The 22902-nt window shown below is 68.6% G+C and carries 25 protein-coding genes; 15 read left to right on the top strand and 10 right to left on the bottom strand.

From position 1 onward, the window contains the following. Positions 1 to 46 precede the first annotated feature (46 nt). The 5 genes from RCO27_RS07570 to RCO27_RS07550 all read left to right on the top strand — a co-directional run bounded on the left by RCO27_RS07570 (position 47) and on the right by RCO27_RS07550 (position 2708). Positions 47 to 760 carry a 2OG-Fe(II) oxygenase family protein gene (locus RCO27_RS07570; protein ID WP_309002060.1) on the top strand — a complete coding sequence of 238 codons (714 nt, stop codon included), beginning with the start codon at positions 47 to 49 and terminating at the stop codon, positions 758 to 760. Positions 761 to 918: 158 nt separating this feature from the next. Continuing rightward, positions 919 to 1197, top strand: a complete 279-nt coding sequence (locus tag RCO27_RS07565; RefSeq protein WP_309002059.1) for a hypothetical protein — start codon at positions 919 to 921, stop codon at positions 1195 to 1197. An 88-nt stretch (positions 1198 to 1285) separates the two neighbouring features. After that, on the top strand, positions 1286 to 1705 hold the full coding sequence (locus RCO27_RS07560) for a DUF1810 domain-containing protein (RefSeq protein WP_309002058.1): 420 nt from the start codon (positions 1286 to 1288) through the stop codon (positions 1703 to 1705). After that, complete coding sequence (ung, locus tag RCO27_RS07555) at positions 1702 to 2409, top strand: uracil-DNA glycosylase (RefSeq protein WP_309002057.1); 708 nt, start codon at positions 1702 to 1704, stop codon at positions 2407 to 2409. Before RCO27_RS07560 ends, ung begins: the two co-directional genes overlap by 4 nt. Positions 2410 to 2498: 89 nt before the next feature. Further along, a complete protein-coding gene (locus tag RCO27_RS07550) occupies positions 2499 to 2708 on the top strand; it encodes a DUF2061 domain-containing protein (protein WP_309002133.1) in 210 nt (69 codons plus the stop codon). On the opposite strand, the gene RCO27_RS07545 is transcribed toward RCO27_RS07550, so the two are convergent. The 4 genes from RCO27_RS07545 to RCO27_RS07530 form a co-directional block, all read right to left on the bottom strand. Continuing rightward, positions 2694 to 3086, bottom strand: coding sequence for a hypothetical protein (locus RCO27_RS07545; protein ID WP_309002056.1), 393 nt, complete (start codon positions 3084 to 3086; stop codon positions 2694 to 2696). The two genes, RCO27_RS07550 and RCO27_RS07545, sit on opposite strands and share 15 nt — an antisense overlap. A gap of 52 nt (positions 3087 to 3138) precedes the next feature. Continuing rightward, positions 3139 to 3321 (bottom strand): hypothetical protein, encoded by a 183-nt coding sequence (locus RCO27_RS07540; protein ID WP_309002055.1) that lies wholly within the window; start codon positions 3319 to 3321, stop codon positions 3139 to 3141. 150 nt (positions 3322 to 3471) lie between these two features. Beyond that, a complete protein-coding gene (locus tag RCO27_RS07535) occupies positions 3472 to 3978 on the bottom strand; it encodes a hypothetical protein (RefSeq protein WP_309002054.1) in 507 nt (168 codons plus the stop codon). A 57-nt stretch (positions 3979 to 4035) separates the two neighbouring features. Beyond that, complete coding sequence (locus RCO27_RS07530) at positions 4036 to 4905, bottom strand: hypothetical protein (protein ID WP_309002053.1); 870 nt, start codon at positions 4903 to 4905, stop codon at positions 4036 to 4038. Between the two features lie 6 nt (positions 4906 to 4911). Here RCO27_RS07530 and RCO27_RS07525 point away from each other — a divergent pair, with 6 nt between their 5' ends. From RCO27_RS07525 to RCO27_RS07515, 3 genes are read left to right on the top strand one after another with little or no spacing between them, the layout of a single operon-like run. Then, positions 4912 to 5514 carry a DUF4126 domain-containing protein gene (locus RCO27_RS07525; protein WP_309002052.1) on the top strand — a complete coding sequence of 201 codons (603 nt, stop codon included), beginning with the start codon at positions 4912 to 4914 and terminating at the stop codon, positions 5512 to 5514. Positions 5515 to 5521: 7 nt separating this feature from the next. After that, the gene (locus tag RCO27_RS07520; protein WP_309002051.1) at positions 5522 to 6052 is read left to right on the top strand and encodes a thermonuclease family protein; all 531 of its coding nucleotides are present in this window, start codon (positions 5522 to 5524) and stop codon (positions 6050 to 6052) included. 60 nt (positions 6053 to 6112) lie between these two features. After that, positions 6113 to 6763 (top strand): peptidylprolyl isomerase, encoded by a 651-nt coding sequence (locus tag RCO27_RS07515; RefSeq protein ID WP_309002050.1) that lies wholly within the window; start codon positions 6113 to 6115, stop codon positions 6761 to 6763. 1 nt (position 6764) lies between these two features. Here the strand turns inward: RCO27_RS07515 and RCO27_RS07510 are convergent, their stop codons facing one another. Continuing rightward, the gene (locus RCO27_RS07510) at positions 6765 to 7358 is read right to left on the bottom strand and encodes a 2'-5' RNA ligase family protein (protein WP_309002049.1); all 594 of its coding nucleotides are present in this window, start codon (positions 7356 to 7358) and stop codon (positions 6765 to 6767) included. 130 nt (positions 7359 to 7488) lie between these two features. Between RCO27_RS07510 and RCO27_RS07505 the strand changes: the two genes are divergently transcribed. Next, positions 7489 to 7809 (top strand): hypothetical protein, encoded by a 321-nt coding sequence (locus tag RCO27_RS07505; RefSeq protein WP_309002048.1) that lies wholly within the window; start codon positions 7489 to 7491, stop codon positions 7807 to 7809. Between the two features lie 88 nt (positions 7810 to 7897). On the opposite strand, the gene RCO27_RS07500 is transcribed toward RCO27_RS07505, so the two are convergent. From RCO27_RS07500 to RCO27_RS07490, 3 genes are all read right to left on the bottom strand, one after another. Further along, positions 7898 to 8701 carry a LytTR family DNA-binding domain-containing protein gene (locus RCO27_RS07500; RefSeq protein ID WP_309002047.1) on the bottom strand — a complete coding sequence of 268 codons (804 nt, stop codon included), beginning with the start codon at positions 8699 to 8701 and terminating at the stop codon, positions 7898 to 7900. After that, positions 8698 to 9810: a histidine kinase gene (locus tag RCO27_RS07495; protein ID WP_309002132.1), complete on the bottom strand. Its 1113-nt coding sequence runs from the start codon at positions 9808 to 9810 to the stop codon at positions 8698 to 8700. Before RCO27_RS07495 ends, RCO27_RS07500 begins: the two co-directional genes overlap by 4 nt. 84 nt (positions 9811 to 9894) lie before the next feature. Then, a complete protein-coding gene (locus tag RCO27_RS07490; protein ID WP_309002046.1) occupies positions 9895 to 12798 on the bottom strand; it encodes an insulinase family protein in 2904 nt (967 codons plus the stop codon). Positions 12799 to 12897: 99 nt separating this feature from the next. Between RCO27_RS07490 and RCO27_RS07485 the strand changes: the two genes are divergently transcribed. Continuing rightward, complete coding sequence (locus RCO27_RS07485) at positions 12898 to 13704, top strand: protein ImuA (protein WP_309002045.1); 807 nt, start codon at positions 12898 to 12900, stop codon at positions 13702 to 13704. Next, a complete protein-coding gene (locus RCO27_RS07480; protein ID WP_309002044.1) occupies positions 13601 to 15235 on the top strand; it encodes a DUF6504 family protein in 1635 nt (544 codons plus the stop codon). The genes RCO27_RS07485 and RCO27_RS07480 overlap by 104 nt, the downstream gene beginning before the upstream one ends. A 5-nt stretch (positions 15236 to 15240) precedes the next feature. Here the strand turns inward: RCO27_RS07480 and RCO27_RS07475 are convergent, their stop codons facing one another. Next, positions 15241 to 15645, bottom strand: coding sequence for a type II toxin-antitoxin system VapC family toxin (locus RCO27_RS07475; protein ID WP_309002043.1), 405 nt, complete (start codon positions 15643 to 15645; stop codon positions 15241 to 15243). Then, positions 15642 to 15905 (bottom strand): type II toxin-antitoxin system Phd/YefM family antitoxin, encoded by a 264-nt coding sequence (locus tag RCO27_RS07470; protein ID WP_309002042.1) that lies wholly within the window; start codon positions 15903 to 15905, stop codon positions 15642 to 15644. The genes RCO27_RS07475 and RCO27_RS07470 overlap by 4 nt, the downstream gene beginning before the upstream one ends. A gap of 54 nt (positions 15906 to 15959) precedes the next feature. Here RCO27_RS07470 and RCO27_RS07465 point away from each other — a divergent pair, with 54 nt between their 5' ends. The 4 genes from RCO27_RS07465 (at position 15960) to ftsH (ending at position 22901) form a co-directional block, all read left to right on the top strand. After that, positions 15960 to 19193 carry an error-prone DNA polymerase gene (locus RCO27_RS07465; protein ID WP_309002131.1) on the top strand — a complete coding sequence of 1078 codons (3234 nt, stop codon included), beginning with the start codon at positions 15960 to 15962 and terminating at the stop codon, positions 19191 to 19193. Between the two features lie 86 nt (positions 19194 to 19279). After that, positions 19280 to 19732: a hypothetical protein gene (locus tag RCO27_RS07460; protein WP_309002041.1), complete on the top strand. Its 453-nt coding sequence runs from the start codon at positions 19280 to 19282 to the stop codon at positions 19730 to 19732. Positions 19733 to 19777: 45 nt separating this feature from the next. After that, positions 19778 to 20872 (top strand): MBL fold metallo-hydrolase, encoded by a 1095-nt coding sequence (locus tag RCO27_RS07455; RefSeq protein WP_309002040.1) that lies wholly within the window; start codon positions 19778 to 19780, stop codon positions 20870 to 20872. 73 nt (positions 20873 to 20945) lie between these two features. Beyond that, entirely contained in the window at positions 20946 to 22901 is a 1956-nt protein-coding gene (gene ftsH / locus RCO27_RS07450) for an ATP-dependent zinc metalloprotease FtsH (protein WP_309002039.1), read from the top strand. The last annotated feature ends 1 nt before the right edge of the window (position 22902 follow it).

The raw sequence follows: 22902 nt of genomic DNA, 5'->3' as shown, positions 1-22902 counted from the left end.
AGGAATGGGCTTGACGGGATTGCCGAAATCCCGTCCGTCCGCGGGCATGACGTTCGCACTCCATCCCGCGATCGATGCCGAAGCGCTGCGCCGGACCTTCGCCGCAGACCGCCGCATTCAGATCGCCCCGTTTCTCGACGACGCCAGCGCGCAGGCGCTGCGGGATCATCTGCTGGCCCGCGACGACTGGCGGCTGGTGTTCAACGCCGGCGAGAAGTTCTACGAGGTCGATCGTCCCGGCCAGGCATCGATGACGGCCGAGCAGCAGGCGACCCTCGACGGCATCGTCATGCAGGCTGCGACCCTGGGTTTCCAGTATCGCTACGAGACGATCCGGGTTCCCGACGATCCGGCCGAGCGCGGGAAGAACGGCTCGCTGCTCGACCAGCTCGCCCTCTTCCTCTCGAGCGGTCCCGCACGCGATCTCCTGCGCACGATCACGGGCGCGCACGACATCGCGTTCGCCGATGCCCAGGCGACCTGCTATGGCCCGGGCCACTTCCTCACGCTCCATGACGACAATGTCGCCGGCAAGAACCGCCGCCTCGCCTATGTGCTGGGGTTGACGCCGAAATGGCGCGCCGAGTGGGGCGGGCTGCTGATGTTCCACGACGAGGCGGGCGATATCGAACGCGCGCTGCTGCCCCGGATGAACGTGCTGAACCTGTTCGCGGTCCCCCAGGCGCACAGCGTCAATATCGTCGCGCCGTTCGCGGGGGCGCCGCGCTATTCGGTCACGGGATGGCTCCGGACGGGATAGCCGTTCCAATGCGCAAGGGCGCCCCGCGACAATTTTCTCGGGAACCTTCGTCCTTGTGAACGCTTTGTGACGCGGGATGCTGGGTGTCACGCGGCTTCCCGGGGCGCCGGTCCGCAAGGTCCGACGCCCCGCTTTGTGACGGAATGAAAGGGGTTTCGATGAGGATTCTCACCCAGGGGGCGATTGCGGCTGGTATGCTGGCCCTGACCGCGTGCGGCGGCACCACCCAGACGCCCGCCGAGAACGCGGCCGACAATGTCGAGGCCATGACCGAGAACCAGGCCGACTATCTTGAGGGCGTTGCCGGCAACACGTCGAACGACCTGGTCGCCGACACGCTCGAGAACCAGGCGGATGCGGTGCGCGAAGCCGGCGAGAACCGGGCGGACGCGATCGAAGCCAATGCGCAGCCGCCGGCCGACGTGAACGGCATGTAAGTTTGCGTCCCGTTGCGTTTTTGAAAGAGGGCGCCTGCGAGTTCGGGCGCCCCTTTTTTATGCGCAGGGTCCCCTCTATGACGGGCCCATGGACTTGTCCCGTTTCGTCGAGGCGCAGCAGAATGTCTATGCGGACGCGCTTGCCGAGTTGAAGGCGGGCCGCAAGACCAGCCACTGGATGTGGTTCATCTTCCCGCAGATCGCCGGACTCGGGCGCAGTCCGACGGCGCAAGTCTATGCGCTGGCTTCGCTCGACGAGGCGCGCGCCTATCTCGATCACCCGACCCTCGGGCCTCGGCTCGCCGAAGCGGCGACAGGTGCGCTTCAGCATCGAGACAAGAGCGCCGAAGCCATTTTCGGGCCGACCGATGCGATGAAATTCCGGTCCTCGATGACCCTCTTCGAGGCGGCGAGCGATACGCCCGGCCCGTTCACCGAAGCGCTGGACGCATTCTATGCCGGCGCGCGCGATCCTGCGACGCTGCGGATATTGGAGGAGATGGCGTGAGCGAGCCGATCAGGCTTCACGAAAGCTGGCTGGCGCCGCTGAAGGGCGAGTTCGCCGAGCCTTATATGACCCAGCTTCGCGCGTTCCTGGTCGCGGAGAAGGCTGCGGGGCGGCGCATCTTCCCAAAGGGCAGCGAATGGTTCCGGGCGTTCGATCTGACGCCGCTGGGCCAGGTGCGCGTCGTGATCCTCGGGCAGGATCCTTATCATGGGCCGGGACAGGCGCATGGGCTGTGCTTCAGCGTCAGGCCGGGCACCCAGATCCCGCCGTCGCTGGTCAACATCTACAAGGAAATGCAGGCCGATCTCGGCATTCCGCCGGCCCGGCACGGTCATCTGGAGCATTGGGCGAAGCAGGGCGTGCTGCTGCTCAACAGCGTGCTCACCGTCCAGATGGGCCAGGCCGCCTCGCACCGCGAGCGGGGCTGGGAGCGCTTCACCGACGCAGCGATCGCCGCGGTGAACCGGCAGGCCGATCCGGTCGTCTTCCTGCTCTGGGGCAGCTATGCGCAGAAGAAGGCGGCCGTGGTCGACGGCCTCGACAAAGGCGGGCAGCATCTCGTTCTGAAAGCGCCGCACCCGTCGCCGCTGTCGGCGCACAGCGGCTTCTTCGGATGCCGCCATTTTTCCAAGGCCAATGCCTTCCTGGAAAGTAGCGGCCTGCCGCCGATCGACTGGCGGCTGCCGGATCCGACCGCGGATTGATCGCCGGAGCCGATCACAGAATATGGATAAAGTCATTGGCATTGTTGCGAACGATTCTTAACTAGGGTGCCATGCACACGTACGATCTCCTGTCCCGAGACCTGGCGAAGACACTGTCCTACCTTGCGATCCACCTGATGGTTGGCTTTTCGGTGGCCTATGCGCTCACCGGATCGGTCGCGATCGCCAGCGGAATCGCGCTGATCGAACCGTGCCTCAACGCGATTGCGTTTTTCTTCCACGAGAAAGCCTGGCGGCTGCGCGACCGCCGGCGGGGACCGCCGTCACTCGCCGCCTGAAATCCAGCCGGAGCTCCGGCTCTGGAGGCGCTGCGCGAGCCGGCCGGCCAGCAGGCCGGGGAGAATGGCCGCGATACCGGTGGCCGCGGCAAGGCCGATCGCCACCGGCCAGAACGGGAGCGCCGATGCCTCGAGAGCGAGCCGGACAGCGACGGCGGCGGGGAGGCACAAGCTCATGGTCAGCCAGGCGATACGCACCGTCGCGATCTGGCCGACGACCAGCATCATCGCAACCATCGAGAGGCCGGCCAGGCCCGCGATCATCGCGGGATCATCGAAGCCCTGGCTGCGGTCGGAAGAGGACCAGTGCGGCAATCCCACCAGGAAGAAGCCGACGAGGAAGGCGGCGATCAGCCCGAGGATGCTGCGGCGGACCATGGCGGTCCAACCCTAGGGACGGCCTGCTTAACAATGCCCGATGGCTTATGGTTTACGCGGGCGCGAGGCCGGCAACGAGCTGGTCGATCAGCGGCGGCGGGGCATCGAGCACCGCCATGCTGTAGCTCGCGATCATCGCTATCACCTCCGCATCGTGTCGGGTGAGCCAGGCCTCGCTGTCGTAGAAGGCGTCGAGCGTCTGCTGACGCGCCTCGACCGACGGGAAGGTGCGCACCAGGCAATAGCTGTCGGCATCGTGCCGCGACGACGGTGATGCCGGCCGCCTCGAGCATCGGCAGGATCTGTCCGTGGAAGCGCCGGTCGAACGCGTCGCCCATGCCCGGACGGAGCGTGTAGACGCGCAGTTCGAGAACCTGGTCGGCGGTCATTCGGACGGGCAGTTGCCGGGCCGCTCTTCGGTGGTGCCGCCGGCCAGATACCAGCGCGAGGGACCATCGGCGCTGTCGTCATCGTCGTAGAAGCAGACGTCCGCGGTGGCGCCGTCCGGCGTGATCGAGATCGACCAATTGTGGTAGCCGCAATTGTGCGGCTCGCAGCCCCAGGCGAGGATCCGGCCGTCCCGCGCCACGATCGGCGCATCGGTCGCCGGGCTGTCGAGGACGAACCGGCGCAGCGCCGGATCGGTCAGCGTCGCCGCGACGGCGGTGCGGACCGCGGGATGGGCGCGGAAGGTGACGCCGTCGACGCTCTCGCCCGGATGGCGGCCGACATAGGCGGTGAGAATGCCTGCCGTTCCGGCGGTGGCGTTCGCCGCCGCCGCGGCATTGCCGGGTGCGGGCGCAGTCGCCGTGTCGGCCTTGTTCTGTTCCGGCGCCGGAGCGCTGCAGGAGATGACGGCGAGGGTGGTCAGACAGGCCCAGAACCTGGTCATGGTATATCTCCCGCAAGGTCCGGCCCGCCTTACAAGAGCGGGTGATCGCGCGCCATCCTAATGGTGGTCGAGGGGAAGGCGGAGCTGGCGCGCTGGCGCCGGTCCGTCGAGGGGTGGGCGGTAGAGATTGTGCAATTCGACGAGGTCGAGATGATCCGCCTCGGCCGCGGGGAAGAGCAGGCCGCGCTCGTCCCCTGCCGGGGCACCGGTGCGGCTGAACAGGCGCAGAGGGGCCTGCGGCGACAGGCGGGAGAGCCTGGCGCTGAGCGCGGCGAGATCGCTGTCGACGACGCGGGCGAGGATCAGCAGGCTGCGGCTGCGCCCGTCGGTCACGCGGCCGAGATAGCGATCGGACCGGTCCTCATAGTCGATCCGGCCGAAGGCGCTGTCGGTGACCAGGAAGGCGATGCGGTACATCCGGCCGGGCTCGGGAACGGGCAGCTGGATCATCGGCCGCCGCCCCGGATCGCCCGGCGCCCCGGGGGTGCGGCGCAGATATTCGGCAGGGAAGGAGATCGACAGGGCATGCCAGGGCGTCGTGCCGGGCGCCGGGATCCAGCGGGAGGTGCGCGGGCCCGGCGACGCGATGCCGCGCGCGACGAGCGGCGTGGTGCCGTCGTGCGACTGGCTGAAGGCGAGGCCGCGGCGGCGGATGGCGAGGCGGGCGAGGCCGAAGCCGCCCGCGCCGGCGACGTGGAAGGCGCCGTGGCGGTCGGCGATCACCGTCCAGGCGCCGGAGACCAGCTGGCGGGCACGGTCGGCGACGGCGAAGCGTACCGCCCGGGCCGGCACCTCGCCCGCATGCGGCAACCAGATATAGGCACGCGCCTGATCCATCGCGCCGATATGCCGTGGCGCGGGGACAGGGGACAGCGCGAAATCGGCAACGGGTGACGCATTGCGTCGGGCCGCCGGCAGTGTCAGCATCGCGCCATGGGCATTGCCGAGCTGATCGGTCTTGCGGCCAGTATCAGCCTGCTGTCGGGCTGGCGACTCTATCTGTGCGCCTTCGCGACCGGCCTGGCGATGCGCTACGGCTGGATCGATCTGCCGCAGCATCTCTCCGCGCTGGATGCGCTCGCCAGTCCCTGGGTGATCGGCATTGCCGGCGTCGGCCTCGTCGCCGAATTCTTCGCCGACAAGATCGCCTGGCTCGATTCCGCGTGGGATGCGGTGCACAGCTTGGTGCGGCCGGTCGGCGGGGCGCTGCTCGCGATGGCGATCGTCGATGCGCAGGATCCGACCTGGCAGGTGGCGAGCTTCCTTCTGGGCGGCGGTGCGGCCCTGCTCAGCCATGGCGCGAAGGCGGGAACGCGTGCCGTGGTCAACACCAGCCCCGAGCCGTTCAGCAACATCGCGGTCTCGACCGGGGAGGACGTGGTCACCGGCGGGCTGCTCTGGCTGGCGCTCGCCAATCCGCTGGCGGCGACGGTGATCGCGGTCGTGCTGCTGGTCGTTTCGATCGCCGTCTTGCTCTGGGTGCGGCGCCTGCTGAAGCGGGCCTTCGCGCGCCGCGCCGACGCCGCGCAGCCCTGACCCTGAGATGCTGCGCCGGATCGGCTATCTGCTGCTGCTCGCGCTGACGCTCGCCGCCTGGTGGTGGTTCGAGCGCCGCGACGCCGAGCTGCGGACGATCCGTGCCGCCGACGGCGCCGAGATCCAGGTGATCGACGGGGATTCGCTGAAGCTGGGCGCCGACAAGATCCGCATCGCCGGCATCGATGCGCCCGAATATCGCCAGACCTGCACCGACGCCGACGGACGCGCCTGGCCGTGCGGCGAGGCGGCACGCGGCGCGCTGGAACGGCTGGTGCGTGGCGGCGGTCTCGTTTGCATGGAGAGGGCGACGGACCGCTACGGCCGCAAGTTGGCCGACTGCCGCACCGGCGCCGGCGACGTCGGCGCCGCCATGGTCCGCGCCGGCTTCGCGCTCGGCGCCCGCGACCCGCGCTTCGAAGAGCATGAAGCGGAGCTGGCCGACGCACGGCAGGCGCGGCGCGGCGTCTGGCGCGGCACGCACCAGCATCCGGCCGACTGGCGCGCGGCCCATCCGTCGCGGCAGCGCGCCGATTGACCGGGCGGCACCGGGAGCGGCCCATTCAATCGCGGCGTTCGGGCGCCTAGGCTGGTGCGCATGATTCGCCCGCTCGCATGTCTTGCCGGTCTTGCCCTCCTCGTCGGCTGCACCGACGATGCCCCGATCAATCAGCCGGCCGCCGCCAACGAAACCGCCACAGCGAATGCGGCCGCCCCGGCGCCGGTGCCCGATGCGGCGCGGGTCCGCATCGAGACCGGAGCAGGCGCGATCACGCTGGAGCTGGACGGGCGGCGGGCGCCGGTCACCACGGCGAACTTCCTCGCCTACGCCGATCAGGGCCGGTTCGACGGCACCAGCTTCTACCGCGCGGCGCCGACGCGGGGCGCGCCGGGACGCGGCTTCATCCAGGGCGGCATCCGCCGCTCCTACCGACGCATGCTGCCGCCGATCGCGCACGAGCCGACCAGCAAGACCGGCCTCAGGCACGAGCCCGGCACGATCTCGATGGCGCGCACCGCACCGGGCAATGCGATGGGCGAGTTCTTCATCACCACCGCCCGGATGGAGCAGATGGACGCCCGTGGCGACGATCCGGGCTATGCCGCCTTCGGCCGCGTGGTCGAAGGCATGGACGTCATCCGCCGCATCCTCGACGCCGAAACCATCCCGAACGCCGGCAGCGGCAGCATGCGCGGCCAGATGCTCGCCGATCCGGTCGCGATCGTCCGGGTGCGGCGGGTGGAATAGGTTAGCGCGACCCTGCCGCCGCCTGCATCGGTGGAATGGGCGGGAGCGTCGGGCCGAACGGGAAGGAGCCCTGCGGGGGCGGCCGCAACGGCCAACTTCCGAGCACATTATGAATGCCGTTCCCGTGCTCGCTCTCGATCAACAGGATCTCGCCCGGAACCCATTCGCACAGGAATGTGAACGGCTCGAAGCCGCAGCGGTCATGGCCCAGCGTCACATGCGGCTGGTGCTTCTCCAGTATTGGCATGATGTCCCGTGCCGCGAGATGTCCGAACAGGGTGCGGCAGAACGCGCGATACCCGGCCTTCCGCCCGATCGTATAGAGCGCCGCCCCGCCGTCACCACCACCGACGCGTCCGAGATGCAGCAGGAGCGACGACAGATCGGCGCCGGCCAGCGCCGCCTCGACGCGGGGCGCGATGAAATGATCGCGCTCCAGGCTTTCGAGCAGCACGCACAAGGTCAGATGAAGATGGCGTTCCCTGATCTGCCGCTCATGCTGGCCGGCGGCCTGGCGCAGCGAGGCGATCCAGTAGCGCAGCACGGGATCGGGCCTGAAAGCGAGGAAATAGCGATAGACATCCGGCTTCGGCATGGCGCTCTCCGACTCGACAAGATGTTCCTATTATGTTCTCGATCGAGACCAAAAGTCGAGTCGCCTTCGAAGGGTTCGCGTGCCTGCCGCGTTAGGTCCTGCGGACAGTGATCGTCCGAGGAGACCTGACATGCGTACCAAGTTCCTGTTCGCGGCCATTGCGCTCGGCGTCGGCACCCTTGCCAGCGCGATGCCGGCCGAGGCCCGGATCAACCAGCGGCAGGGCAACCAGCAGCACCGCATCTGGCACGGCGTCGGCACTGGCGAGCTCACCGCGCGCGAGGCCTACCGGCTCGAGCGCCAGCAGGCGCATATTGCCCGCTACGAACGGCGCAGCCGCGCCGACGGCCCCGGCCTGACCGGCCGCGAACGTTATCGGCTGGAACGGATGCAGGACCGGGCCAGCCGCAACATCTACCGCCAGAGGCACGACCGGCAGGACCGCTGGTAAGGCGGTCCGCCGCCACCCGGCGCGAAGGGGAACGACGCACCGCGCCGCATCGGCCGGCGGGTCGCCGGTCGGCGGGGCCGCCGCCCCGTCAGTGGACGAAGCGCGCCACCACGTCGCGGTAGGAGCGGCTGACCTTCACCTGCTGGCCCGAGCCCAGAACCAGGAAGCATTCGCCGTTGGTGTGCGGCTTCACCTGGCGGACCTGATCCAGGTTGACGATGGTCGAACGGTGGACGCGCTGGAAGCGGCGCGGATCGAGGCGCTTCTCCAGATCCTTCATCGTCTCGCGCAGGATCAGGGTGTTGTCGCCGGTGTAGATGCACATGTAGTCGCCGGCGGCGTCGATCTTCTCGATGCTGTCGACGTCGACCCGGAAGATCTGGCCGCGGTCCTTGATGTTGATCATCTTCTCGTAGCGGCTGGCGGCATGGCCGTCGTCGCCGACCGCATCGACATTCTCCATCGCATCGGGCGCCACTTCGGCGAGCACCTCCTTGAGCTTCTCCACCTCCTCGACGCCGCGCTTCTCGGTGAGGCGCTGGCGCACCCGCTCGAGCGTGTCGGCGAGACGCGCCTCGTCGACCGGCTTCATCAGATAGTCGACCGCCTGCGCCTCGAACGCGCGCAGCGCGTGGTCGGAATAGGCGGTGACGAAGACGAAGAGCGGCGGCTCGACCTCCATCAGGCCCTGGATGACCGAAAAGCCATCGAAGCCCGGCATCTGGATGTCGAGGAAGACGAGATCGGGCTTGTTGGTCTTGATCGAGCGGATCGCCTCGCGCCCGTTCGAGCAGGTGTCGATGATCTCGACGTCCTCATGCGGCTGAAGGCGCAGCTCGAGACCCTGAATCGCCAGCGGCTCGTCGTCCACCAGGATGGTGCGGATCGTCATTTCGGCTCCTCGGTTTGGAAGGGTATATCGATGAAAACGCGGAAGCCCCCTGTAATGTCCGACTGTGTCTCGAACCTCTGGTTGTCGCCATAGGCCTGCGCCAGACGGTCCCGAATGTTCGCCAGACCGACACCGGTGGAATGTTCGGCGCGCGCCTTGTACTGGGCGTCGGCGCCCGGCCCGGTATCGGTGACGGTGATGAGGACGCGGTCGATCTGGCGCCTGACCTCGACCGAGATGTCGGCGCCCTCCTCCTGCGGCGTCACCGCATATTTGATCGCATTTTCGACCAGGGGCTGGAGCAGCAGCGACGGCAGCTGCGACTGGGCCGCGCCAGGATCGATATTGAAGTGCGGCCGCAGCCGTTCTTCGAAACGCATCTTCTCGATCTCGAGATAGAGCTTCAGCGTCTCGACCTCCTGCTGGATCGTGACCGTGCCGGCCGGCTCGTTGACCAGAGTATAGCGCAGGAAGGACGACAGGCGCGAGAGCATCGCATTGGCGCGGTCGGTCTGCTTGAGCAGGACGAGGGTGGAGATCGAGTTCAACGTATTGAAGAGAAAGTGGGGATTGAGCTGGTAGCGCAGCATGGCAAGCTGGGCATTGGAGGCCGTGCTTTCAAGCCGCAGCAGCCGGTCCTTCTGCTCTTCCAGCAGAATGTAGAAGTTGATCGAATAATAGAGCGCCGACCAGGCGATCAGCAGCGAGACGGTGAGCAGGATCGCGCCGAGGAAGCGGATTCCCTCGGGCCGCGTGCCGGGCTGGATGAACGTCGCGACGCTCCACGTCTCGATCGCCGAGAAGGCGGCGGCGGCGCTGACGACGATCAGGATCGAGCCCACCCAGGTGACGATCTCGCGCATCTGGATGAGCCGGCGATAGGCCGCGGCCATCAGGAGCGTGATCGAATAGCCGGTGGCGGTGAGCAGCAGGGTGTGGAGCACGTAGCTCCAGCCCATGTCGTTGGCGACGCCGGAGAGGGTGCGCAGGATGAAATAGCCCGCCCAGCCGGCCGACTGCAGCGTCCAGAAGGCCCTGTTCTTGTCCTCGAAGAACGGACGGCCGTGCAGCCGGAACGGGTTCCAGCTTCCCTGCGCTTCGCCCGTCATGGGCGGCGCGGCCTGGGCGATGCTATCGGGCACGCGTCGTCTCCGCACTCCCTCTAGAGCATGTGTTCCCGCAAGGGAAATCGCTCATCGGCGATAGGCGCCCGGGGTTGCGGCGGCACCGGGCGCGGGTGCGCCCGCCGTCGCGCGCTCGGGCAGGACCAGCATCGACCAGTCGTCTTGCTCGGCGACATAGGCCGCGACGGCGCGGCGCACGTCCTCCGCGGTCATGTCGCGATAGGTGGAGAGGTAAGCGCGGACATTGTCGATCTCGGCCGGCGTCCCGGCCCAGTTCTCGATCGCCTCGATCCAATAGGCGTTGGTGGCGAGCCGCCGCTCGATGCCGCTCACCACCGGGTTCTGGGCGCGGGCGAATTCGTCGGGCGCCGCGGGATTGGCGGCGAGATCGGCGACGATCTCCCGCGCCGCCCGGAAGAAGGCCTGGGCGCGCTCGGGGCGGATCTCGGCGGCGGCGTAGAAGATGCCCCAGTTCGCGAAGGTGTCGGAGGAGAGATGCGCGGCATTGGGCGAATAGGTCGTGCCCTCCGCCTCGCGCAGCCGGTCGAACAGCCGGACCTGGAACATGTTGGCGGCGAGCGAGAGCGCGCGGCGGTCGCGGATCCCTTCGATCCCGCCGAGCGTCGACCAGCCGATCAGCGCGAACGCCTGGCTGGCGTCGCCGCGATGGGTGAAGGTGCGCGGCTCCGGGCCCGGCGCGGGCGGCCGGAGGGCGGCGGCATGGCTCGTCGTCGTCGTCTCCGGGCGGGTCGGCAGTGCCGCCACGGTGCGGGTGACCGCCTCGACCGCGGCATCGAGCGTCATGTCGCCGACGATCACGACATGGACCGGTCCGTCGGCAAGCAGCGGGGTGTAGAAATCGCGGAACTGGTCGATCGTGGCATTGGCGATCTCCTCGCGCTCGATCGGGCGGAAGCGCTGGTCGTTGGGGCGCACGAAGCCGCCGAGCTCGCGATTCGCCCGGGCCGAGGCCGAGGTGAAGGCGAGGTCGTAATTTTCGACCGCGCTCGTCCGGTAGCGGGCGAAGAGGGCCGGATCCCAATGGGGCGCGACGAGCTTGGTGGCGAGCAGGCGGAGCTGGTCGGGGAGGTCGGCCGCATTGGTCTGCCCGCCGAGCACGAAGGCGTCCTCGTCGATGCCGAACGACAGGTTCATCCGTCGTCCGGTGAGCAACCGCTCCAGCCCGTCCTGGTCGAGCCCGGCCAGGCCCGACGGGGCGACGAGAGCGGACAGCCAGCCGAGCGAGGGGCGATCCGGCGCCAGGCCCGCCTGGCCGTGGCCGAAGCGCAGCCGCACCAGCACCGAGCCGCGCTCGAACTCGGTCGGCTTGAAGGTCAGCGTCGAGCCGTTGGCGAAGCGGACGATGGTGACGTCCATGTCGTCGATCCGCTGGCGCGAGATCTCGCGGCCGGGCGCGCCGAGCGCGGGCAGGTCGTCGAAGCTCACCAGGCGCTCGGCCGGACGCGTCGCGGGGGCCGCCGCGCGCGCCTCGGCCAGCCCCTGCGCCAGCGCCGCATTGCCGCCCTCGATCGCGGTCGGCGTCGCCAGGATCATGCGCGGGCCGAGGCCGGTGAAGAGATCGCGCATCGCGGCGCCGACCCGCGCCGGCGTCATTTCCGCCACGTTGCGCTCGAAATTGTCGAGCACGGTCCGGGCGGTGGTGGTCACCGCGCCGTTGTCGACCGCACCGACGAGTTGCTCGGCGCGGACCTGCGAGCGCACCGTCGCCTCGCCCTGGACGGCGGCGGTGACGCCGGTGCGCAGGTTCCTGACCTCGCGATCGATCTCCGTCTCGCTGGGCGGGGCGCGCAGCGCATCGCCGACGATCGCGAAGCTCTCGGCCATCGCCTCGCGCCAGCGGCCGTCCCGCGCGGTCAGGGTGAGACCGCTCATGTCGGCGATGTTGCGCTGGCGCGACAGGCCGACCGAAGCGCTGATGAAGGCGGAGTCGCCGCGGGCATGGGCTTCGAGGCGGCGGTTGATGATCCGTGCGGCGAGAGTCTCGGCGAGGTAGATCTGCTCGCGCGCCATGGTGTGCGGGACCCGCTCGTAGGGGCGGATCCACTGGATGTTGGCGGTGTAGGGCACGCCCGGATAGGGAACGTTGGCGACCTTCCCGGCGACCTCGACCGGCGTGCCATAATCGGGGTCGGCGGGCTCGGGCCCCTCACCCCGCCAGCCGCCGAAGCGGCTCCGGATCAGCGCTTCCATCATGTCGGGATCGGCGTCGCCGACCATGACGATGGTGGTGCGGCCGGGGCGGTACCAGCGGCGATAGAAGGCGCGCAGGCCCTCGGCCGTGGCGGCGTTCAGCGTCTCGTCGGTGCCGATCGGGTCGCGCTGTGCGAAGCGCAGTCCGGCGAAATAGAGCGGCAGGGTGACGTCGCGCATCCGGGTGGTGAGTTCGGAGCGGCGGTTCTTCTCGGAGAGGATCACCGGGCGCTCGCCCTCGACCGCCGCCGGGTCGAAACGGGCGCGCGCCATCATCTCGAACAGGACGTTGAGGCTGGTGTCGAGGCTGGTGCGGTCGGCGTGGGGAAGATCGAGCTGGTAGACCGTGTCGGTCGGGCTGGTACGCGCATTGCTGTCGCTGCCGAAGCTCGCGCCGAGCCGCTGCCAGGTCTGCCGCGCCTCGCGATCGGGAAAAGTCTCGGTGCCGCGGAACACCATATGCTCGACATAATGGGCCCAGCCGCGCTCGTTGTCCGCCTCGTGCAACGAGCCGGCGTCGATGCGGATGCGGATCGAGACCTGGCCGGCGGGGAGAGCGTTGCGGCGCACCGCATAGCGCAGGCCGTTGGGCAAGGTGCCGAACCGCCAGGCCGGATCGGGCGCGATGTCGCTGCCGCGATAAAGCCAGCCGGTGTCGCCGTGGGCTGCCGGGGCGGCCGGTGCAGGGGCCTGTGGCTGCGCGAGCAGCGGGGCGGAGAAGGCGAGGAAGAGGGCGAGAATCGCCGGACGAAGCGGAATCATCGGAGCCTTTGTGGGTATGCCGCGTCGGGATGTCGAGCATTGTCCTTCCCTCGGCCGCCTTGACTCTTGCTGAACGTGGGAGGAACATAACAGGAACATATGACTCCGAGTCGCTCCTCCGCTGCGGCCCTCGCCGATCCGCGCCTTGCCGCGTTGCGGGCCGAGGTGCGCGCGCTCGAGCAGATCGGTCGTGCCGCCGAGCGGCCTGCCGTGCCGTTCGGGATCGCCGGGGTGGATGACCGGCTGGCGGCGTGCGGGCTCGCGCCGGCGCTGCATGAGGCGGCGGCCGATACGCTTGCACCGGGCGACGAAGCGGCCGCTACCCTGTTTCTTGCCGCGGCGGCAGGCCGCTTCGTGCGCGCGCAGGGCGGACAGGTGCTCTGGGCGCTTGCCCGCCGGGACCTGTTCGCCCCGGCCCTGGCGCAGGCGGGACTGCCGCCCGATCAGGTCGTCTACGCCGATTGCCGCGACGATGCCGAGCTGCTCGCGGTGATGGAGGAGGGGCTGCGCTATGGCGGCCTGGCCGCGGTGGTGGGAGAGGTGGCGCGCGCCGGCATGGCGAACCTGCGTCGGCTCCAACTCGGCGCCGAGGACAGCGGCACGGCGGCGCTGCTGCTGCGGCGCTGGCGCAAGAGCGGGGCGGATCCGCTCGCCGCGCCGTCCCCCGCCGTCACTCGCTGGCGGATCGGCTGCGTGCCGGCCGCGCCGCTCCCTTATGCCGGGCTCGGTCGCGCCTGCTGGCAGGTCGCGCTCGTCCGCCAGCGGGGCGGGCCGCCGCATACATGGATACTGGAGGCCCCCGATGCCGAGGCTCGCCTCGCTCTGGCTGCCCGATCTGGCGATCGACCGGATCAGGCGCACGGAGCGGACCGCCGCGCCGCCGCGCCGCCCGCTCTGGCTGCCTGACGCCGATCGCGTGCTGCCCGCGCGTAGCGGCCACTGGCGGCCTGGTGCGCGCTGGGCACGCGAGGCGCCGGCGCAGGATGTGATCATCCGCGACGGCACCGGCGCGCTGGTCACCGCGCACCGCGATGGCAACCGCCTCCTCGTCGCCGCCGCCTCGCGTCAGGCGCGTGCGCTCGGTCTCGATCCCGGCATGCCGCTCACCCAGGCGCGCATCCTCGTCCCCGGCCTCGACGTGCGCGATGCCGACCATGACGGCGACGCCGCGTGGCTCCAGCGCCTGGCCCTGTTCGCCGCCCGCCGCTGGACGCCGCGCGCGGCCCTGTCCGGCCCGGACGGCCTGTGGTTCGACCTCACCGGTGTCGCCCATCTGTTCGGTGGCGAGGAACGGATGTGCGAACGCATCCTCGCCTTCTGCCGCCGCCTGGGCTTCGCCGCCCGCATCGCGGTGGCGGGCAGCCTCGGTGCCGCCCACGCGCTCGCGCGTTTTTCCGGGCGGCCGCTCACCCTCTGTCCCATCGGAGGCGAAGCGCAGGCGATCACCGATTTCCCGCTCGCGGCGCTGCGTCTCGACGCGGAGGTGCTCGACGCCGGCCGCCGCCTCGGCATCGGGCGGGTCGGCGAGCTGATCGCCATGCCGCGCGGCCCCCTCCAGCGGCGTTTCGGCAGCACCTTGCTTACCCGTCTCGATCAGGCGCTCGGCCGGATCGGCGAGCCGTTCGACCCGATCGTGCCCGAGGAGCCGCCCGAAATTCTGCTCCGCTTCCTCGAGCCGATCGCCACGCCCGAGGCGATCGCCGAAGCGCTGGGCGAGGGCATGCGCCGGCTCGTCCCGTTGCTGGAGGAAACCGGCCTCGGCGTGCGCCGGCTGGTGCTGCTCTGCGACCGCGTCGACGGCGACGTCCAGCGCGCCGCGATCGGCACCGCCCGCGCCACCCGCGACGGCGCCCATCTCTTCCGCCTGATGGCGCCGCGGATCGAGACGCTCGAGCCCGGCTTCGGCCTGGAAAGCCTCCGCCTCGTCGCGGCCTGCGTCGAGCCGCTCGAGTCCCAACCGATCGAAACCGAGTTGGGCCAGCCGAGCGGCGGCGATCTCGCCGGCCTCGTCGACCGTCTCGCCGTCCGCCTCGGCCGCCCCCGCATCTACCGCCTGAGCGCGCTCGAAAGCGATCTGCCCGAGCGCAGCGTCGCGCGCATCGATCCGCTAGGCCAAGCGGCGAACTGGCCGAAATGGCCCCGTCCGGCCCGCCTCGTCATCCCGCCCGAGCCGGTCGATTTCGTCATGGCGGAACATCCGGATGGGATGCCCGCCCACTTCAAATGGCGCGACCGGCTCTACAAGATCGTCGCCGGCGACGGCCCGGAACGCGTCTACGGGGAATGGTGGCGCCGCGCCGAGGAGCGCGAGGCGATCCGCGACTATTACGCCGTCGAGGATGACGAGGGCCGTCGCTTCTGGCTGTTCCGCAAGGGCGATGGCGAAACCGAGGCCACCGGCGATCGCAGCTGGCACCTGCACGGGGTGTTCGGATGAGCGGCTCAGTGACGGGCGTCGAGAGCCTGGACATGGCCTTGTGCGGCATATTCCAGGATTTTCTCATCGGGAGTCAGCACCGGACAAACCAAATCGTTGGCCGTTGCCAGGATCAGCCGGTCTGCGGGATCACCATGAATGGCTGGGGGAAGGAGGCCTGCCGCGACAGCCAATTTCGGCGCAACCGGCACCAGTTCCATGCGCGGATCGGACAATATTCTGCTGATCCAGTCGAGGGGGCCTTGGCCGAGGTTCAACCGCCCCTTCCCGACCAGCATCGCAACCTCCCATGGCGTAATCGCCGAAAGCGAGAACGCATTTCCGGTCTCAATCAAACGTCGGCTTTCAGGCCCGAGCCGCCCGTCTCCCAGCGTGAACCAGACGAGGGTCGCCGTATCGAGAAGGATCAAGGAAGATCATCCCACTTGGCGGGATCGTTGGCATGTACTTCGCTAGGGTCGATGGCGGGACTGAAAGGATCGTCGAACCGATATCCGGAATTCTTCATGCAGCCGAAGAACAGTCGCTTTTCCTCCTTCGGCGCCGGACGCAGCACGCCGACCGGCTTGCCCCGCTTGGTGATGGTCACGGGCTCGCCCGTGCGCTCCACCTCGTCGAGGATGCGCAGGCAATGCGCCTTGAATTCCGCCGCGCCGATCATCTTGCCCATGACCAAGTCTCCAGAAGTGGTCACTTCATATAGTCATTTCCTTGGGGGCGGGCAATCATGACCTATGTCGAGCTCCAGGTCGCGACCCATTTCAGTTTCCTGCGCGGCGTCTCCAGTGCGGAGGAGCTGTTCTCGGCCGCCGCGATGCTCGGCTATCCGGCGCTCGGGGTCACCGACCGCAACACGGTCGGCGGCCTCGTCAAGGCGCTGCGGGCGGCCGATGCGACCGGCGTCCGACTCGTCACCGGCTGCCGGCTCGACCTCATGGACGGCTCGTCGCTGCTGGTCTGGCCGGAGGACAAGGCCGCCTGGTCGCGCCTCACCCGCCTGCTCACCACCGGCAAGAGCCGGGTCGACCGCAAGAAGGGCGAGAAAGGCCAGTGCTTCCTCCACTGGGAGGATGTGGAGGCGTGGAACGCGGGCCTCGTCGCCGCCCTGATCCCCGACGAGGCGGACCGCACCAGCGAGATCGCGCTGGCCCAGATGGCCGACATCTTCGGGGACCACGGCCATCTCGCCCTCACCCATCGCCGCCGCCCCGGCGAGGCAGCGCGCCTCCATGCGCTCGACGACCTCGCCAAAAGCTACGGCCTGAGGAGCCTCGCCACCGGCGACGTGCTCTACGCCGGTCCCGACAAGCGCATGCTCCACGACGTCGTCACCGCGATCCGCGAGCATTGCACGATCGACGAACTGGGCTTTCGCCGCGAGCGCTTCGCCGACCGCTATCTCAAGAGCCCGGAGGAGATGGAACGGCGCTTCCGGGATTTCCCCGATGCGGTCCGGGCGACGGCCGACATCGCCGAGCGCTGCACCTTCGACATGCGCGAGCTCAGCTATCAATATCCCGACGAGCTGGTCATGTCCGGGCGCACGGCACAGGACGCGCTTGAGCGGCTGACCCGCACCGCAATGTCGGCCAAGTTCCCCGAAGGCGTGCCGCAAAATTATGCGGACCTGCTGGAGCATGAGCTGAAGCTGGTCGCGCGCTGGCGCTATGCCCCCTATTTCCTCACGGTCAATTCGATCGTCCGGTTCGCCCGCAGCCAAGAGATTCTCTGCCAGGGCCGCGGTTCGGCCGCGAACTCGATGATCTGCTACATACTCGACATCACCTCGATCGATCCGATCATCCATAAGCTGCTGTTCGAACGCTTCCTGTCCGACGACCGCGACGAGCCGCCGGACATCGACGTCGATTTCGAACATGACCGGCGTGAGGAAGTGATCCAGTGGATTTATGAAACTTACGGTGAGGAGCACGCCGCCCTGACTGCCGTGGTCAGCCGCTATCGCACCCGCGGCGCGGTGCGCGAGGTCGGCAAGGCCTTGGGTTTACCGGAAGATTTGACTGCCACCCTCTCCGGCCAGGTCTGGGGCTGGTCGAACGATGGCGTCGCGGAACAGCATGTCCGGCAGCTCGGTCTCGACAAGAACGATCCGCGTCTTGCGCTGACGCTGGACTTGACCCGCCAGCTCGTTGGCACGCCACGACACCTTTCCCAGCATCCCGGCGGCTTCGTCCTCACCCGCGACAGGCTGGATAATCTCGTACCCATCGAGCCGGCGACGATGGAGGATCGCCGGGTCATCGAATGGGAGAAGGACGATCTCGAAGAGTTGAAGATCATGAAGGTCGATGTGCTCGGCGTCGGCATGCTGGGCTGCATGCGCCGGGCCTTTGAGCTTCTCGAGGCACATAAGGGCCAGCGCCTCGATCTCGCCTCGCCCGAGATGCAGGACGATGATCCCGCCGTTTTCGACATGATCTGCAATGCTGACACGCTCGGCGTCTTCCAGATCGAGAGCCGCGCGCAGATGTCGATGCTGCCGCGCCTCAGGCCGCGCCAGTTCTACGACATCGTCATCCAGGTCGCGATCGTCCGGCCGGGGCCGATCCAGGGGAATATGGTCCACCCCTATTTGCGGCGGCGCGAGGGAAAGGAAATCCCGGAATATCCCAAGCCCGAGCTTGAGGAGGTTCTGAGCAAGACCTTGGGCGTGCCGCTCTTCCAGGAACAGGCGATGAAGGTTGCCATCGTGGGGGCGGGCTTTTCGCCGGCCAGGGCGGACGCGCTGCGTCGTTCGATGGCGACCTTCAAGTCGACCGGCGGCGTCACCGATTTTCACGATGATATGGTCGAAGGAATGGTGAGACGCGGCTACATCCGGGATTTCGCCGAACGGACGTTCAAGCAGATCGAGGGGTTCGGCAGCTACGGCTTTCCCGAAAGCCATGCCGCGAGCTTCGCCAAGATCGCCTACGCTTCGTCCTGGATGAAGCACTACCATCCGGAAATCTTCTGCGCCGCTTTGCTCAACGCCCAGCCGATGGGCTTCTATGCGCCGGCACAACTCGTCCGCGATGCGCGCGAACATGGGGTGGAGGTGCGTCCGGTCTGCGTGAATGCCAGCCGCTGGGATTGCACGCTGGAAGCGGGGGGAGGGAAATGTCTCCCGCTCCGCCTTGGCCTCAGGATGGTGAAGGGCCTTTCCAACGATCATGGCGCGCTGATCGCCGCCGCAGGGATGGATGCGCCCTTCACGTCCATCGAGGATGTCTGGCAGCGCACCTGCGTGCCGGCGGCGGCGCTGGAGAAGCTCGCCGATGCCGATGCCTTCCAGTGTCTCGGGCTCGACCGGCGACAGGCGCTGTGGCGCGTGCGGGGGCTGGGCGGCAAGCCGCTGCCGCTGTTCGCCGCCGCCGAGGCACGGGCGAACGAACCCGAGGTCGCGCTGACCCCGATGACCGAAGGGCGCGAGGTGGTCGAGGATTACCGCGCGGTGCAGCTGTCGCTCCGCGCCCATCCGGTCGCCTTCCTGCGCGACCAGCTCGAGGAGAGGGGTATCCTGCCCGCCGCGGCGCTGCGCGGCCTCGGGGACGGACGGAAGGTCTCGGTCGCCGGCATCGTCCTCGTCCGCCAGCGGCCGGGCAAGGGCAATGTCACCTTCATCACCATGGAGGACGAGACCGGCATCGCCAATGCGCTGGCCTGGGAGCGGATCTTCCAGGCGCACCGCCGGGTCATCCTCTCTTCGGCGATGATCGCGGTCCACGGCCAGCTCCAGAAGGAGGGACAGGTGATCCACATCGTCAGCGAGCGGATCGAGGACCTGACGCCGTGGCTCGCCCGGGTCGGCGAAATGCATTTCCCGCACCGCTACGGCCCGCCCGACGCCGCGAAGAACGGCGGACACGATCCGCGCGATCCGCTGCCTCCGCCGCGCCCGGCCTTGCTCCCCGGCCGCGACGGCGGCATGCGCATCCGCTCACGCAATTTCCACTGATCCTCATGCGCCGAAGCACGTCGCCGCATTTGGGATGACGCGCCGCGCGAAGCTTCCTAGATAGACGGCCCCCCTTGGAGATTCCCATGCGTACTCCTTTGCTTGCCCTCCTCCTCGCCCCCGCCGTCCTCCTTTCGGTCCCCGCCACCGCCCAGCAGCAACAGCAGCGCCAGCCGGAGCTCGGCGCACCGACCGCCACGCCCGAGGAAATGCTCGGCCAGATGGACCCGGCCGCGTCCGAACAGGAGATGCAGCGGCTGATCGCGGAAGCAGCGGCCTTTCCGCTCGGCTCGATCGACAATCCCGTGCGGGTCGGCGGGCCGGACGGCGAACGTGCCTATCTCGCGCGGCTGCGCTGCGCCGACGGCGCCGCGATCCGGCTCGGCGCGCGCAACGAGTCCGGCGTCGGCGCCTTCGGCACCGTGACCAACGCCTATGCCGTCGCCTGCGGCGGCACGACGCGGCGCATCGTCTTCGACATGTACCATGAGGAGCATGTCGAGAACCGCGCGCCGCCGGGCTTCACCATCGCGGGTTGACTCTCTGCGCTTGCCCACCCGTGCGGCGCCCCTATGTAGGCGCCGATGCGGGCGACGCTGCGATGGCTGGGAACGACCCTCCTTTCCCTGGCCATTCTCCTGTGCTTCGCGCCGACGCTCGTCCCGCCCTTCCTCGACCGGATCTATTATGAGGGACCGGCGAGCGGCCATTATGACGGCGCCCGCTTCTTCAATCCCGATCCCGATGCGCCCCGCCCGCCACGGCCGGGCAGCGTCTTCACCCGCATGCTCCGCGCCGAGGGGCGGGCCGAATGGCCGGCGCAGGTGCCGGTCACGCCGACGGTTCCGTCCCGCCGCATTGCCGGCAACGACATGCGCGTCACCTGGATCGGCCACGCCACCGTGCTGGTCCAGACCGCCGGGCTCAACATCCTCACTGACCCGATCTGGTCGGAGCGCGCCTCGCCCTTCTCCTTCGCCGGGCCGCGCCGCGTCCGGGTGCCGGGCGTGCGGTTCGAAGACCTGCCGAGGATCGACCTCGTCCTCGTCAGCCACAATCATTACGACCATCTGGACCTGGCGACGCTCCGCCGCCTCTGGGCGCGCGATCGACCGCTGATCGTCACCAGCCTCGGCAACGACACGATCCTCCGCCGCGCCGGCATCGACGCCCAGGCGCGCGACTGGGGCGGGCGCGTCGCCGCGGGCTCGGCCGAGGTGATCGTCGAACGCAACCACCACTGGGGCTCGCGCTGGTTCACCGACCGCAACCGGGCCCTTTGGTCGGCCTTCACGGTGCGCACGCCTGCGGGCAACATTTTCTTCGCCGGCGACACCGGCTGGGGCGACGGCGCCTGGGTGCGCGAGGCGGCGCGCCGCGGCCCCTATCGACTCGCCATCCTGCCGATCGGCGCCTACGCGCCGCGCGACGTGATGGAGGCCAATCATCTCAACCCCGAGGAGGCGATGCGCGTCTTCGTGATCCTCGATCCCGTACAGGCCATCGGCATGCACTGGGGCACGTTCCAGCTGACCTGGGAGCCGATCGACGAGCCCCGCCAGCGCCTCGCGGTGCTCTCCCGCGTCCGCGGCCTCGCGCCGGGCCGCTTCGTCACCACGGAGGCCGGACAGGCGTTCAGCGTGCCTTTGGCGCCGCAGAGAGGGGCAAACGCGCGCTAATCCGCCGTTCACACCCAATGTCTACATTGCGCTTCGCGGGCGACATCCTATCTTGGGTGTGAAGGGAAAAGCGATGAGCGACGACAACCGGACTCCGGACAAGGATCCCGGCACCAACACCTGGATGAAAAGCCTCCTGATCTGGGCCGGCATATTGCTCGGCCTCGTCCTGTTCGTGCAGGTGATGGGCGGCGGCGCCACCCGGGCGGCCGATTCGATTCCCTATTCGGAATTCCTGAACAAGGTCGACGAAGGCCAGGTGAAGCAGGTCGTGATCGGCAAGGAAGCGATTTCCGGCCGGATGACCAACAACGAGACCTTCCGCACCAACCTCGTCGCCGATCCCGAGCTCACCAACCGCCTGCGCGAACGCGGTGTCGCCTTCGACGGCCAGCCCGAGCAGCAGACCTCGCTCTGGATGTACATCCTCATCCAGTCGCTGCCCTTCCTGCTGATCCTCGGCATCGCCTTCTTCGTGATGCGCCAGATGCAGAAGAATGCCGGCTCCGGCGCCATGGGCTTCGGCCGCTCCAAGGCGAAACTGCTGACCGAGAAGCATGGCCGCGTCACCTTCGACGACGTCGCCGGCATCGACGAGGCGCGCGAGGAGTTGCAGGAGATCGTCGAGTTCCTGAAGGACCCGACCAAGTTCGCCCGCTTGGGCGGCAAGATCCCGAAGGGCGCGCTGCTGGTCGGCTCGCCCGGCACCGGCAAGACCCTGCTCGCCCGCGCCATCGCCGGCGAGGCGAACGTGCCGTTCTTCACCATTTCGGGCTCGGATTTCGTCGAGATGTTCGTCGGCGTCGGCGCGTCCCGTGTCAGGGATATGTTCGAGCAGGCCAAGAAGAACGCGCCCTGCATCGTCTTCATCGACGAGATCGACGCGGTGGGTCGTCACAGGGGCGCGGGTCTCGGCAACGGCAATGACGAGCGCGAGCAGACGCTGAACCAGCTGCTCGTCGAGATGGACGGCTTCGAGGCGAACGAAGGCATCATCATCATCGCCGCGACCAACCGGCCCGACGTGCTCGATCCGGCGCTGCTCAGGCCCGGCCGCTTCGACCGCCAGGTCGTCGTGCCGCGTCCGGACATCGACGGGCGCGAGAAGATCCTCTCGGTCCACGTCAAGAAGCTGCCGCTCGCGCCGGACGTGGACATCCGCACCATCGCCCGCGGCACCCCAGGCTTCTCGGGCGCCGATCTCGCCAACCTCGCCAACGAGGCCGCTTTGCTCGCCGCGCGCAAGGGCAAGCGCCTGGTCGCGATGAAGGAGTTCGAGGAGGCCAAGGACAAGGTCATGATGGGCGCCGAGCGCAAGTCCATGGTGATGACCGAGGAAGAGAAGAAGGCGACCGCCTATCACGAGGCCGGCCATGCCCTCGTCTCGCTCCACGTCGAGGGCTGCGATCCGCTGCACAAGGTGACGATCATCCCGCGCGGCCGCGCCTTGGGCGTGACCTGGAACCTGCCGGAGCGCGACCGCTACTCGATGTCGATGATCCAGATGAAGGCGCGGCTCGCGCTCTGCTTCGGCGGCCGCATCGCCGAACAGCTCATCTACGGCAAGGACGCGCTCAACACCGGCGCCTCCAACGACATCCAGCAGGCCACCGAGATGGCCCGCTCGATGGTCATGGAATATGGCATGAGCGAGAAGCTCGGCTGGCTGCGTTACCGCGACAACCAGGAAGAGGTCTTCCTCGGCCACAGCGTCGCGCGCTCGCAGAGCGTCTCGGAGGAGACCGCCCGCCTGATCGACCAGGAGATCCGCACCCTGATCGAGGAGGCGGAAGGTCGGGCGCGCACGGTGCTCACCGACAATCTCGATGAGCTCCACAAGCTCGCCGGTGCGTTGCTCGACTATGAGACGCTGACCGGAGAGGAGGCCAAGCGGGCGATCAAGGGCGAGGATATCGGCCGCGAGAATCCGAGCGACCGCTCCGGCCCCGCGCCGATCACCGGCTCCTCGATCCCGAGCACCCGCCGTCCGCGCGGCGGCATCGGCGGGCCCGCGCAACAGGGCGCGTAAC

The sequence above is a fragment of the Sphingosinicella sp. LHD-64 genome (assembly GCF_031157375.1).
Lineage (GTDB): Bacteria > Pseudomonadota > Alphaproteobacteria > Sphingomonadales > Sphingomonadaceae > Allosphingosinicella.
The sequence above is the reverse complement of the archived record's forward strand: the minus strand, read 5'-3'. Positions and strand labels throughout refer to the sequence as shown.

Excerpts from the sequence above, each read along its gene's own strand:
- RCO27_RS07570 (WP_309002060.1), top strand. The coding sequence starts at position 47 with ATGACGTTCGCACTCCATCCCGCGATCGATGCCGAAGCGCTGCGCCGG.
- RCO27_RS07565 (WP_309002059.1), top strand. The coding sequence starts at position 919 with ATGAGGATTCTCACCCAGGGGGCGATTGCGGCTGGTATGCTGGCCCTG.
- RCO27_RS07560 (WP_309002058.1), top strand. The coding sequence starts at position 1,286 with ATGGACTTGTCCCGTTTCGTCGAGGCGCAGCAGAATGTCTATGCGGAC.
- RCO27_RS07545 (WP_309002056.1), bottom strand. The coding sequence starts at position 3,086 with ATGGTCCGCCGCAGCATCCTCGGGCTGATCGCCGCCTTCCTCGTCGGC.
- RCO27_RS07535 (WP_309002054.1), bottom strand. The coding sequence starts at position 3,978 with ATGACCAGGTTCTGGGCCTGTCTGACCACCCTCGCCGTCATCTCCTGC.
- RCO27_RS07530 (WP_309002053.1), bottom strand. The coding sequence starts at position 4,905 with ATGCTGACACTGCCGGCGGCCCGACGCAATGCGTCACCCGTTGCCGAT.
- RCO27_RS07525 (WP_309002052.1), top strand. The coding sequence starts at position 4,912 with ATGGGCATTGCCGAGCTGATCGGTCTTGCGGCCAGTATCAGCCTGCTG.
- RCO27_RS07520 (WP_309002051.1), top strand. The coding sequence starts at position 5,522 with ATGCTGCGCCGGATCGGCTATCTGCTGCTGCTCGCGCTGACGCTCGCC.
- RCO27_RS07515 (WP_309002050.1), top strand. The coding sequence starts at position 6,113 with ATGATTCGCCCGCTCGCATGTCTTGCCGGTCTTGCCCTCCTCGTCGGC.
- RCO27_RS07510 (WP_309002049.1), bottom strand. The coding sequence starts at position 7,358 with ATGCCGAAGCCGGATGTCTATCGCTATTTCCTCGCTTTCAGGCCCGAT.
- RCO27_RS07505 (WP_309002048.1), top strand. The coding sequence starts at position 7,489 with ATGCGTACCAAGTTCCTGTTCGCGGCCATTGCGCTCGGCGTCGGCACC.
- RCO27_RS07500 (WP_309002047.1), bottom strand. The coding sequence starts at position 8,701 with ATGACGATCCGCACCATCCTGGTGGACGACGAGCCGCTGGCGATTCAG.
- RCO27_RS07495 (WP_309002132.1), bottom strand. The coding sequence starts at position 9,810 with ATGACGGGCGAAGCGCAGGGAAGCTGGAACCCGTTCCGGCTGCACGGC.
- RCO27_RS07490 (WP_309002046.1), bottom strand. The coding sequence starts at position 12,798 with ATGATTCCGCTTCGTCCGGCGATTCTCGCCCTCTTCCTCGCCTTCTCC.
- RCO27_RS07485 (WP_309002045.1), top strand. The coding sequence starts at position 12,898 with ATGACTCCGAGTCGCTCCTCCGCTGCGGCCCTCGCCGATCCGCGCCTT.
- RCO27_RS07480 (WP_309002044.1), top strand. The coding sequence starts at position 13,601 with ATGCCGAGGCTCGCCTCGCTCTGGCTGCCCGATCTGGCGATCGACCGG.
- RCO27_RS07470 (WP_309002042.1), bottom strand. The coding sequence starts at position 15,905 with ATGGGCAAGATGATCGGCGCGGCGGAATTCAAGGCGCATTGCCTGCGC.
- RCO27_RS07460 (WP_309002041.1), top strand. The coding sequence starts at position 19,280 with ATGCGTACTCCTTTGCTTGCCCTCCTCCTCGCCCCCGCCGTCCTCCTT.
- RCO27_RS07455 (WP_309002040.1), top strand. The coding sequence starts at position 19,778 with ATGCGGGCGACGCTGCGATGGCTGGGAACGACCCTCCTTTCCCTGGCC.
- ftsH (WP_309002039.1), top strand. The coding sequence starts at position 20,946 with ATGAGCGACGACAACCGGACTCCGGACAAGGATCCCGGCACCAACACC.